This is a genomic window from Curtobacterium uvaldense (genome assembly GCF_028307415.1).
Lineage (GTDB): Bacteria > Actinomycetota > Actinomycetes > Actinomycetales > Microbacteriaceae > Curtobacterium.
Genome location: NZ_JAQMHU010000013.1, coordinates 84,728 through 95,533, shown reverse-complemented (window position 1 = coordinate 95,533; position 10,806 = coordinate 84,728). Strand labels below are relative to the sequence as shown.

The 10,806-nt window shown below is 72.9% G+C and carries 10 protein-coding genes; 4 read left to right on the top strand and 6 right to left on the bottom strand.

The features are described from left to right. The first annotated feature begins 136 nt into the window (after positions 1 to 136). Complete coding sequence (locus PIJ49_RS09620; RefSeq protein ID WP_271826462.1) at positions 137 to 1,003, top strand: patatin-like phospholipase family protein; 867 nt, start codon at positions 137 to 139, stop codon at positions 1,001 to 1,003. A 177-nt stretch (positions 1,004 to 1,180) separates the two neighbouring features. On the opposite strand, the gene PIJ49_RS09615 is transcribed toward PIJ49_RS09620, so the two are convergent. Then, complete coding sequence (locus PIJ49_RS09615) at positions 1,181 to 2,374, bottom strand: acyl-CoA dehydrogenase family protein (RefSeq protein WP_066653643.1); 1,194 nt, start codon at positions 2,372 to 2,374, stop codon at positions 1,181 to 1,183. 63 nt (positions 2,375 to 2,437) lie between these two features. Between PIJ49_RS09615 and PIJ49_RS09610 the strand changes: the two genes are divergently transcribed. Then, entirely contained in the window at positions 2,438 to 3,058 is a 621-nt protein-coding gene (locus PIJ49_RS09610; protein WP_066653639.1) for a QsdR family transcriptional regulator, read from the top strand. Positions 3,059 to 3,082: 24 nt separating this feature from the next. Here PIJ49_RS09610 and PIJ49_RS09605 read toward each other — a convergent pair whose 3' ends face one another. The 4 genes from PIJ49_RS09605 to PIJ49_RS09595 all read right to left on the bottom strand — a co-directional run bounded on the left by PIJ49_RS09605 (position 3,083) and on the right by PIJ49_RS09595 (position 7,887). After that, positions 3,083 to 3,520, bottom strand: a complete 438-nt coding sequence (locus PIJ49_RS09605; protein ID WP_209683155.1) for a VOC family protein — start codon at positions 3,518 to 3,520, stop codon at positions 3,083 to 3,085. Positions 3,521 to 3,597: 77 nt separating this feature from the next. Next, the gene (locus PIJ49_RS09600; RefSeq protein ID WP_271826464.1) at positions 3,598 to 4,032 is read right to left on the bottom strand and encodes a VOC family protein; all 435 of its coding nucleotides are present in this window, start codon (positions 4,030 to 4,032) and stop codon (positions 3,598 to 3,600) included. A gap of 20 nt (positions 4,033 to 4,052) precedes the next feature. Then, positions 4,053 to 4,208, bottom strand: a complete 156-nt coding sequence (locus PIJ49_RS17025) for a DUF8730 family Cys-rich protein (RefSeq protein ID WP_510167329.1) — start codon at positions 4,206 to 4,208, stop codon at positions 4,053 to 4,055. Between the two features lie 208 nt (positions 4,209 to 4,416). After that, positions 4,417 to 7,887, bottom strand: coding sequence for a proline dehydrogenase family protein (locus PIJ49_RS09595; protein ID WP_271826461.1), 3,471 nt, complete (start codon positions 7,885 to 7,887; stop codon positions 4,417 to 4,419). An 81-nt stretch (positions 7,888 to 7,968) separates the two neighbouring features. Here PIJ49_RS09595 and PIJ49_RS09590 point away from each other — a divergent pair, with 81 nt between their 5' ends. Together PIJ49_RS09590 and PIJ49_RS09585 are read left to right on the top strand one after the other, a co-directional pair. Then, positions 7,969 to 8,871, top strand: coding sequence for a LysR family transcriptional regulator (locus tag PIJ49_RS09590; protein ID WP_271826460.1), 903 nt, complete (start codon positions 7,969 to 7,971; stop codon positions 8,869 to 8,871). 162 nt (positions 8,872 to 9,033) lie between these two features. Further along, entirely contained in the window at positions 9,034 to 9,666 is a 633-nt protein-coding gene (locus PIJ49_RS09585; protein ID WP_066653625.1) for an FMN-dependent NADH-azoreductase, read from the top strand. A 57-nt stretch (positions 9,667 to 9,723) separates the two neighbouring features. On the opposite strand, the gene PIJ49_RS09580 is transcribed toward PIJ49_RS09585, so the two are convergent. Continuing rightward, the gene (locus PIJ49_RS09580) at positions 9,724 to 10,767 is read right to left on the bottom strand and encodes an MBL fold metallo-hydrolase (RefSeq protein ID WP_271826458.1); all 1,044 of its coding nucleotides are present in this window, start codon (positions 10,765 to 10,767) and stop codon (positions 9,724 to 9,726) included. Between the last annotated feature and the right edge of the window lie 39 nt (positions 10,768 to 10,806).

Genomic DNA, 10,806 nt, shown 5'->3' with positions numbered 1-10,806 from the left:
CGTCCTCAGCCTGTACTCGCTGGTCGACGAGAAGGGCCGCACGGCCTGAGACGCGACCGCGCGCCGGCCTGGAGGCGGGTGGCGGGCCCGCCCCGCGCCTCCCGGCCGTCCCGCGCCCACCTGGTACACAGGACCCATGACCGACGTCTCGACGCCCGCGCCCGGAACCAGAGCACTCGTCCTCGGGGGTGGCGGCGTCGCCGGCATCGCGTGGGAGGTCGGGGTCCTCTCCGCCCTGCAGGACGCCGGGGTCGACCTCGATGCAGCGGACCTCGTCGTCGGGACGAGCGCCGGCAGCGTCGTCGGGTCGTTCGTCCGCGCCGGCGCCGTGGCCCAGGCGTGGGAGCAGCAGCACGCGCCGCTGCCGAGCACCTACGTCGAGCCGGAGCGGATCGCCGGCGAGGACTTCCAGGACCGCCTGATGCAGGTGCTCGCGGGCGCCACCTCGGAGCAGGACGCCCGCGCGCGGCTCGGTGCCGTGGCGCAGCAGGTCGTCACCGGGCAGTCCGACGACGAGCGCACCGCGACCTTCGCCGAGACCCTGCCGTCGACCGACTGGCCGGCGAAGCGGCTCGCGCTGACGACGATCGACGCCCTCGACGGGGCGTTCCGGGTGCTGACCGCGGAGTCGGGCGTGCCGCTCCCCCGCGCCGTGGCCGCGAGCTGCTCCGTGCCGTTCGTGTGGTCCCCCGTGCACATCGACGGCGTCCCGCACTACGACGGTGGCCTCCGCTCGGCCACCAACGCGGACGTCGCCGCCGGGTACGAGCGCGTGCTCGTCGTCGCGTGCGGGCCGGAGGGACCGTCGCCGCTCGGGCCGTGGCTCGACCTGGCGGTGGAGTCCCTGCGGGCCGGCGGCAGCTCGGTCGAGACGATCGTGGCGGACAGCGCGGCGCAGCACGCGTTCGGCGAGAACTCGTTGTCACTGTCGACGCAGGCGCCCTCGGCGACCGAGGGTCGTCGGCAGGGCGAGGCGGAGGCGATCGCGGCGTTCTGGGCGTAGCCGTCGACGGTCGCCGGCGCGGTGCCCGTCAGGTCTCGAGCGCGCCGTCCGCGACATCACACCCGTCGATCGACGGGTGCGGTGTCGCACGATGCACACGCACCAGGTGCGGTCGCATGCTCCGACGTTGCACGCGTCGATCGACGCGTGCAACGTCGCGAGGACGGGCGGCAGCCGTCAGACGAACGCGGCCTCGCCCGTGATCGCCCGGCCCACGATGAGGGTGTTCACCTCGCGCGTCCCCTCGTACGAGTAGATCGCCTCGGCGTCGGAGAAGAACCGCGCGACACCCTTGTCGAGGACGATGCCGTTGCCGCCCTGGACCTCGCGGCACCAGCCGACGGTCTCGCGCATCTTCGCCGTCGCGAACGCCTTCGCCATCGCGGAGTGCTCGTCGCCGCCGATCCCCTGGTCCTGCATCGCCGAGGCCTGCGTGCACAGCGCGATCGACGCGGTGATGTTCATCAGGGACCGCACGAGCAGGTCCTGCACCATCTGGTGCGCGGCGATCGGCTTGCCGAACTGCACGCGCTCGCGGGCGTAGGCGAGCGCTGCCTCGTAGGCACCGATCGCGATGCCGACGGCCTGCCAGGCGACCTCCGTACGGGTGAGCCGGAGCACCGCCGCCGTGGTGCGGAACGAGTCCGCGCGCTGGAGTCGGCGCGACTCGGGCACCCGGACGCCGTCGAGCACGATGTCGGCGTTCTGCACGGTGCGCAGCGCGATCTTGTCCTCGATCTTGGTGGCGGTGAAGCCCGGCGTGTCCGTGGTGACGAGGAAGCCCTTGACCTGCTGGTCGGCGACGTCCTTCGCCCAGATCACGACGACGTCCGCGAAGGTCGCGTTGCCGATCCAACGCTTCTCGCCGTCCAGCACCCAGGTGTCGCCCTCGCGCCGCGCCGTGGTGCGGAGCCCGCGCGCCGAGTCACTGCCCGACAGCGGCTCGGTGAGCCCGAACGCGCCGACGACCTCGCCTCGGGCCATCCGCGGCAGCCACTCCTGCTGCTGCTCGTCGCTGCCGCCGACAGCGATCGAGTTCATCGCGAGGCCGGACTGCACCCCGATGAACGTGGAGACGCCGGCGTCGATGCGACCGAGTTCGAGCGCCGCCCAACCGCGGTACACGGCCGAGTTCTCGAAGTGCCGCACGAGCGGGATGCCCGGGCCGTACATGCCGAGCTCGGCGAGCGGCGCGATGGTCTGCACCGGGAACTCCGCACGGGCCCAGTACTGGTCGGCGATCGGACGGACCTCGGCCTCGAGGTACGCACGCAGCTGCCCGAGCGACTCCCGCTCACGGGCCGTGAGCCCCTCCTGGAACCGGTAGAAGTCGGACTCGAGCAGAGGCGTGTCGGTGATCGACGTTGACATGACACCAACGATGCATCATTCTCGAAAACGTTGCAAGACCGGCATCGGCACTCAGGGGGAACGGTGAGGAACGAACCACTCGGCACGCTCGGGTCGACGCTCGTCCCGAGCGCGCTCGCGGCCAGACTGGAGGCCCACGGCGACTCCCAGCGCGCGTTCCGGTCGGCGCGACGTGCGTTCATCGACGGAGCGCGCATCGACATGGGCTCGCTCGCGTCGTCGCTCGGTGTCGACCGCACCTCGCTGTTCCGGTGGGTCGGCAACCGCGACCAGTTGCTCTCGGAGATCCTGTGGTCGCTCGCCGTACCGACGTTGGACGCCGCGGGGCGGGCGGCGGCCCCGTCCGGCGCGGCGCGGATCGTCGACGTGCTCGACCACTTCACGGCGGACCTCATCCGCGCGCCGTACTTCCGCGCCTTCCTGACCCGCGAACCGAGCCGCGCCCTGCGCCTGCTCACGACGACCGACAGCGACGTGCAGCGCCGGTTCGTCGCCGTCGTGACCTCCGTCATCGCGACGGAACAGGAGGCCGGGGCGTTCGACCCGGCACCGCTGTCCGCTGAGGAGCTCGCACGGCTGCTGGTCCGCGTGTCGGAGTCGTTCACCTACGCGGACCTGATCTCCGGCGACGACCCCGATCCCGTCCGGGCGAGGACGACGTTCGCGTACATCCTCCGCCCGTGACGGCCGGGGCCCGTCGCCGTCCGGTCACTTCTGCGCGGCGAGCTCCAGGTTGATGTCGTCCGGGTCCTGCACCGAGAGGATGACCATGCCGGCGTCCCCGAGGTCGGTGACCTCGCCGTGCTCGATGCCGGCGGCGTCGAGGCGTTCGGCAGCAGCGTGCAGTTCGTCGACGGAACCCACGACGAAGCTCACGTGGTCGAGGCCGACGGTGTCCGGGTCGAAGCGCTGTCCGCTCGGCGCGACCGGACGCAGCCCGAAGAGCTGGTCGCCGACCGGGAAGATCGCGCCGCCGTAGAGCCGCTCACGGTCCTCGGTGATGCCGGGCTCGTCGGCGTGCTCGCTGAAGTCCATCGCCGGTGCCGTACCGAGCAGCTGCTCGTAGAAGGCCTTGCTGCGGTGGATGTCGGTGACGGTGACCCGCACGTGGGCGAGGCCGAGGGGCTTGACGATCTGTTCGCTCATGCACCCGAGCCAACGCCGGAGGGCTGAGCGACACCGGGCAGCGTGCGGCTACCGGCCAGCCCGGCGCACCCGGTCGGTCAGGCGTCCGACGGTCGCGGCGCCGCGAGCTCGAGGTTGATGTCGTCCGGGTCCTGCAGCGACAGGACGACGAGTCCGAACGGTTCGAGGTCCGTCACCGCCCCGTGCACGATGCCCGCCGCGTCGAGCCGTTCGACGGCGCGGTGGAGGTCGTCCACGGACCGGACCCGGAGGCTGAGGTGGTCGAGGCCCACCCGGTCGGGGTCGAAGCGGTCCCCCGCGGAAGCGACCGGTCGGAGCCCGAGCGTCTGCCCGTGGAACGTGAACGAGCACCCGCCGTACGTCCGCCAGGGGTCGTCGTGGATCGTGGGGTCGTCGATCTCGTCGCTGAAGTCGCTCCCGGGGGCCGTGCCGAACAGCTGTGCGTAGAACGCCTTGCTCCGTCGGATGTCCGTCACGGTCAACCGGACGTGCGCGAACCCCTGCGGATCCACGATGCCGCCGTCGGCCGTCCTCACCGGAAGCCCGCGGTGTCGAGGACGTGCCGAGGGAGCCCGTGGCCCGTGCAGCGATCTCGACGTCGGACGCCTCGGAAGACATCGCGCACGTGGTCGCCGCAGCCGGTCCACGAGGTCTTGCCGCACACCGGGCACTGGACGGACTCGCACATGCGATCGACGGTACGCAGCGCGGCTGCCGGACGGTACGGCGCACCGTCCCCCACGCGTCCGACGGTCCGGAAGGCGCACGGACCGCCTCACGGATCGAACCACGAATGCGACATCGAACCAGCGCCCGGTGCTGGTTCGATGTCGCTTCCGTGGTCCGACTCCGGCCGCCCGCGCGTCGGGCGGCCCGGTCGAGCCGCCCGACGCCGGTCAGATCAGCGCGTCGGTGAGGTGGTTCGGCGTACCGAAGCGGTGCGCCGTGATCGACACCGCCTGCTCGCGGAGGAACGGGAGCAGCTCGATCCGCCCGGCCTCGGTCACGGGCTCCCCGTACACGGCGACGTCCGGACGGCCACCGATCGCGGTCGTCAGCGCCGCGGTGTCGCCGCCGACGAGCCGCACGCGGGTGGACTCGCCACGCTCGATGCGCTTCGCGAAGGCCTCGTCGGACTGCCCCTCGGCGACGGACCGGACGTTCGGGAGGGCGCGGACGGCTGATGCGACGACCGAGGGCAGCGCGGCCACCGACGAGACGTCGATCGTCGTCCCGGCGCGGACCGCCGCGGCCACGACACGCACGAGGTCGGCGACCGCGGGCTCCTCCGCCGACGCCAGGCGGACGTGGACTCCGGGGTACGGCAGGTACCGCGCGATGTTCCGCTCGGCCGAGAGCGCCGAGACGTCGACCGCTGCACCGAAGAGCGACGACCAGGCCCGCTCGTCGGACGCGGCGGCCCGCTCGAGCGACTCCGACGTGACCCCGGCTGCGCTGAGGAACGAGCGCACGGGGGCGGACGTCGCGGCACCGGCCGACGCCGGTGCCGGCGACCACGAACCGAGCCCGAGCAGGTAGTTCAGCCCGCCCGCCTTGGTGCCGGCTCCGACGGCGGACTTCTTCCACCCGCCGAAGGGCTGCCGCCGCACGATGGCACCGGTGATCCCGCGGTTGACGTAGAGGTTGCCCGCCTCGATCCGGTCGAGCCAGGTGCCGATCTCGGACGCGTCGAGCGAGTGCAGGCCCGAGGTCAGGCCGTAGTCGACCTCGTTCACGATGTCGATCGCCTCGTCGAGGGTCTTCGCGGTCATGATGCCGAGGATCGGGCCGAAGTACTCGGTGCGGTGGAACGCCGAACCACGCCGGACGCCGTCGCGGACACCGGGGCTCCACAGCTTGCCGGTGTCGTCGAGGCGCTTCGGTGCGACCGCCCACGACTCCCCCGAGCCGAGCGTCGTCAGACCCTCGAGCAGCTTGCCGGCGGCGGGCTCGATGATCGGCCCCATCTGCGTCGTCGGGTCGGTCGGGTACCCGACGGTGAGCGAGGACACGGCGTCGAGGAGCTGCGAGCGGAAGCGGCGCGACGACGCGACGGACCCGACGAGCACCACGAGCGAGGCGGCGGAGCACTTCTGCCCGGCGTGCCCGAAGGCGGAGGCGACGACGTCCTTGACCGCGAGGTCGAGGTCGGCGGACGGGGTGACGATGATCGCGTTCTTGCCCGACGTCTCCGCGAGCAGCGGCAGGTCCGGACGGAACGACCGGAACAACTCGGCCGTCTCGTACGCGCCGGTGAGGATCACCCGGTCGACCTGGGGAGCAGCGACGAGCTGCTTGCCGAGGTCGTCCTCGGCCACCTGGACGAAGGCGAGCACGTCGGCCGGGACGCCGTGGGCGTCGAGCGCGGTCTCGATGACCGTCGCCAGCACGGCACCGCAGCGCTCGGCCGGCGGCGCGGGCTTCAGCACGACGGCCGACCCGGCAGCGAGGGCCGCCAGGGTCGAGCCGGCCGGGATCGCGACGGGGAAGTTCCACGGCGGCGTGACCAGCGTCAGCGCGGCCGGCGAGAAGGACGCGCCGTCGACGTCGTCGAGCTGCGCGGCGAGCTCGCCGTAGAAGTGCGCGAAGTCGATCGCCTCGGACACCTCGACGTCGGCCTGGTCGATCGTCTTGCCGGCCTCGGCCGCCATGACCTCGACGAGGGCGGCGCGGTTCGCCTCCAGCGCGTCACCGACGGCGTGGAGCACCGCGCCGCGCGCAGCACCGGACCACGAGCCCCACTCGGTCCCGGCGGCGCGGACGCGACCCAGGACGGTCTCGAGCTGCTCGGCGGAGGTGAGCCGGGCCTCCTGGACGGCGCGTTCCCCGAGCGTCGACGTGGCGACGCGCGACGTGATGGCCGCACCCCACTCGCGGACCGTCGCGACCGACGGGTCGCTGTCCGGCGTGTTCTCGAAGTGACCGGGGCGGGGCCGCTCGACCGCCGCGTACCGGTCGCCGACGCGGTGCGGCGCCGGGGCGTCCAGGCCGCCGGGCTGCGAGAGCGGGGCCAGGGAGTCGCGGAACCGGGCTTCCTCGCGGGCGAAGAGCGCGGGCGACGACGCCAGCGAGAAGACCGCCGACATGAAGTTCTCCTGCGACGCGCCTTCCTCGAGCCGTCGGATCAGGTAGGCGATCGCCACGTCGAACTCGCCCGGGTGGACGACCGGCGTGTAGAGCAGCAGCGAGCCGACCGTGCGACGGACCGCCTCGGCCTGCCCCTGCGCCATGCCGAGCAGCATCTCGAACTCGATGCCGTCACGGACGCCGCGCTCCCCGGCGAGCAGCCAGGCGTGCGCGACGTCGAACAGGTTGTGCCCGGCGACGCCGACGCGCACGTTCGCGATGCGCTCGGGCGTGAGGGCCCAGTCGAGCACGCGCTTGTAGTTGGTGTCCGAGTCCTGCTTCGTGTGCCAGGTGGCGAGCGGCCACCCGTGCACCGAGGCCTCGACCTGCTCCATCGGCAGGTTCGCGCCCTTGACGAGGCGGACCTTGATGTCGGCACCGCCGCGGGCACGACGAGCGGCCGACCACTCCTGCAGGTGCTGCATCGCGGCGAGCGCGTCCGGCAGGTACGCCTGGAGCACGATGCCGGCTTCGAGGTCGGTGAACTCCGGCTCGTCGAGGAGCTTCGTGAAGACCGCGATCGTCAGGTCGAGGTCCTTGTACTCCTCCATGTCGAGGTTGATGAACTTGCGCGGCGAGCTCTGCACGGCGCGACGGAAGAGCGGGCGGAGCTTCGCGATGATGTCCTCGACGGCGTGGTCGAACGCCCACGGCGAGTGCGGGTGCACGGTCGACGAGACCTTGATCGAGACGTAGTCGACGTCGTCACGGGCGAGGAGCCGCTGCGTGCCCTCGAGCCGGCGCGAGGCCTCCTTCTCACCGAGCACGGCCTCGCCGAGCAGGTTCACGTTCAGCCGGACGCCGTCGCGCTTGACCTTCGCGATCGCCGGCCCCAGCTTGGCGTCGGTCGCGTCGACGATGAGGTGCCCGACCATCTCGCGGAGCACCCGCCGCGCGATCGGGACGACGACACCGGGCAGCACCGGGGCCATGCCACCGCCGAGCCGGACGAGCCCGCGGAGCGCGGCGGGCAGGAACCCCGGCGCAGCGGGCGCGATCTGCCGGAGCTTCCGGGCGGCCACACCGAGGTCCTCGGGCCGGACGACGCCGTCGACGAACCCGACCGCGAAGTCGAGCCCGGCCGGGTCGGCGAGGACGCCTGCGAGCTGCTTCGCCGAGCCGTCGACCGGGTAGGTCTCGGCCTCGGCCAACCACTGGCGGACGAGGGCGACGGACTGGTCCGCCAGGTCGTCGTGCGGGGTCGGTGCGGCTTCGGCGTCGCGTGCCTGGAGGTCGGTCATGGGTTCAGTGTGGAGTTCGAGAAGCGTAAGCGGAAGCAACTCCTGCTGATGCGTACCGTGCAGGACAGCTACTGTTTCTGCATGCTCGACGTCCGTCGTCTCGTCCTCCTCCGGGAGCTCTCGATCCGGGGCACCGTTGCAGCCGTCGCGGAGGCCCTCAACTTCACCCCGTCCGCGGTGTCGCAACAGCTCGCCGTGCTCGAGCGTGAGGCCGGCGTGCCCCTGCTCCGCAAGGTCGGCCGTCGCCTGCAGCTCACCCCGCAGGCCGAGGTGCTCGTGCAGGCCGCCGGGCACGTGCTCGACGTGCTCGACCAGGCGCAGGCGCAGGTGGAGTCGTCGCTCCCCACGGTGCAGGGACGGGTCCGCGTGGCGGTGTTCCAGTCGGCCGCCCTCGCCCTCATGCCGAACGCGCTGCACGAGATGGCCGTCGCGCACCCGGACGTGCGCATCGAGATGGTCCAGCGCGAGCCCGAGACGGCACTGCACGAGACGTGGGCCCGCGAGTTCGACATGGTGATCGCCGAGCAGTACCCGGCACACACCGCGCCGCACCTGTCCGGGCTGCACCGGTCGGACCTGACGACGGACGAGGTGCGCCTCGCGCTGCCGCCTATCGACACGGCCCTGGCACCGGTGTCGTCCATCGAGGACGCCGAGGCGATGCCGTGGGTGATGGAGCCCCGCGGCACGGCGTCGCGGCACTTCGCCGAGCAGGTCTGCCGCCGGTGGGGCTTCGAGCCCGACGTGCGGTACGAGACCGCCGACCTGCAGACCCAGATCCGCCTGGTCGAGTCCGGGAACGCCGTCAGCCTCATGCCCGACCTGATGTGGACGGGTCGGACCACCACGTGCCGGCTCGTCGACCTGCCCGATCGTCCACGACGGACGATCTTCACCGTGGTCCGCGCCGCAGGGTCGTCCTCCCCGGCGGTCCGTGCGCTCCGCGACGCCCTCGAACGCGCGGCGGCGTCCGTGCACCGCTGACCCGCAGCCTCCCGTCCGCCCGTCACGCCGTGGCCGGCCGGGAGGCTCCTCCCGCGGCCCCGCCGTGTCCCTCGCGGACACGACGGGGCCGCTCCACGTCCACGGGGACACGGGCCGTCGGCTGCCCGTCCCACCGGGGCACGCGTCGGTAGCGTGGGCCGCATGCCCACGCTGCTGCACATCGACTCCTCCGCCGACCTCGCCCACTCGCGTTCGCGCGCCCTGACCGCCGCGTTCGCGGACGCCTGGCGCGCCCGCGGGCCGGAGTACACGGTGGTGCGCCGGGACCTGCACGTCGACCAGCTCCCGCACCTCGAGACCTCGGCACTGCACTGGGCAGCGTCCGACCGCACCGCCGAGGAGTCCGTCGCGCCCGAGGCCGAGGCACTCCGCCAGGAGGTCATCGACGAGCTCCTCGCCGCGGACGCCGTCGTCGTCGGGGCGCCGCTGTACAACTACACGGTGCCGTCGACCCTCAAGGCCTGGATCGACCGGGTCCACGTGCCCGGGGTCCTCGCCGGGGACGTCCAGCCGCTCGCCGGTCGGCCGGTCGTGACGGTCGTCAGCCGCGGCGCCACCTACGACGCCGGCTCCCCGACCGAGACCTGGGACCACGGCTCGCCCGTGCTGCACCTGATCCTCGGGACGGCGCTCGGCATGAAGCTGTACCCGGTGACCGTCAGCGCCACCCTCGCAGACCGGATCCCGGACCTCGCACCGCTCGCCGAGCACGCGTCGGCCGAGTTCGCCGACGCCCGGACCACGCTCGAACGACTCGCCGCGACGGTCGTCTGAGCCGGACCGGAGGCAGCCGGACCGGAGGCAGCCGGACCGGCGTCAGCCGGACCGATCTCAGTCTCGCCGGATCTCGTCCGCCCGGCCGAGCAGGTCCGCGTGGAAGGCCGTCTGCGTCAGCGCGCTCGCGAGCAGGAACCCCGTCATCGAGTCGATCCCTCCGCTGAACGGCACGCGCGAGGCGACCTCGAACAGGGTCGGGGACGTCAGGGTGTCGAGCGCCGCGGCGACGCGGCGCGAACGCTCCGCTCGGTGCCGGGCGAGCGTCCGGGCACGCGTGACGACGTCGCGGAAGCGGTACTCGTGCCCCGGACAGACCTCGAGGTCGCCGTACCCGTCGAGCCGTGCGAGGGAGGACAGGAGGTCGCCGAGCGGGTTCGTGGTCGTTCGGCCGCCGAGTCCGATCCCGGAGTTGATGCGCGGCAGCACGTGGTCGCCGGTGAAGAGCAGCCCGTCGCCCTCGTCGACGAGGCACAGGTGCCCGGCGGTGTGCCCCGGTGTCCACAGCGCCCGGACCTCGCGCCCGGGGATCGGCAGCACGTCGCCGTCCGCCACGAGCAGGTCCGCGAAGGGCTCGACCGCGCGACCGAGGCCGATCCGTCGTCCGCTCCCCCACGCGGCGACCACGCCGGCGACCAGCTCCGCGGGCAGCCCCCACCCGGCGATGTCGGCGTCGTTCGCGGCGGCGTCCTCGCGCTCCCGCCGCAGGGCCTCGACCTCGAGCCGGTGCATCGCGATCCGAGCCCCGCTCGCACGCCGGAGCGCGGCGGCAGCACCGAGGTGGTCGGCGTGCAGGTGCGTCACGACGACGAGTCCGACCTGGTCGACCGAGCGCCCGATCGCCGCGAGACCGGCGCGGAGCACTGCGAGCTCGTCGTCCTCCGCCCAGCCGGGGTCGATCACGGCGAGGGTCCCGTCGGTCCCCTCCACCACGTAGGACAGGGTCGCGTCCGGCACGCCCCCGCGGAACGGCACCGCGAGGGTCCAGACGCCGGGGCGCACCTGCTCGACGGGCGGCAGGACGCCGTCGCGGAGCGCGGCGGCCTGCACGGGGCTGATCGGTTCCGGTGCCGGCGCTGCCGGCGGGGGCACGGTCGTCACGCGACCACCATAGTGACGACGCCCGCGCGCCGGGGTGGG

What these genes read in the sequence shown, in the direction of transcription:
- PIJ49_RS09620 (WP_271826462.1), top strand. Translation starts at nt 137, where the DNA reads ATGACCGACGTCTCGACGCCCGCGCCCGGAACCAGAGCACTCGTCCTC.
- PIJ49_RS09615 (WP_066653643.1), bottom strand. Translation starts at nt 2,374, where the DNA reads ATGTCAACGTCGATCACCGACACGCCTCTGCTCGAGTCCGACTTCTAC.
- PIJ49_RS09605 (WP_209683155.1), bottom strand. Translation starts at nt 3,520, where the DNA reads ATGAGCGAACAGATCGTCAAGCCCCTCGGCCTCGCCCACGTGCGGGTC.
- PIJ49_RS17025 (WP_510167329.1), bottom strand. Translation starts at nt 4,208, where the DNA reads ATGTGCGAGTCCGTCCAGTGCCCGGTGTGCGGCAAGACCTCGTGGACC.
- PIJ49_RS09595 (WP_271826461.1), bottom strand. Translation starts at nt 7,887, where the DNA reads ATGACCGACCTCCAGGCACGCGACGCCGAAGCCGCACCGACCCCGCAC.
- PIJ49_RS09590 (WP_271826460.1), top strand. Translation starts at nt 7,969, where the DNA reads ATGCTCGACGTCCGTCGTCTCGTCCTCCTCCGGGAGCTCTCGATCCGG.
- PIJ49_RS09585 (WP_066653625.1), top strand. Translation starts at nt 9,034, where the DNA reads ATGCCCACGCTGCTGCACATCGACTCCTCCGCCGACCTCGCCCACTCG.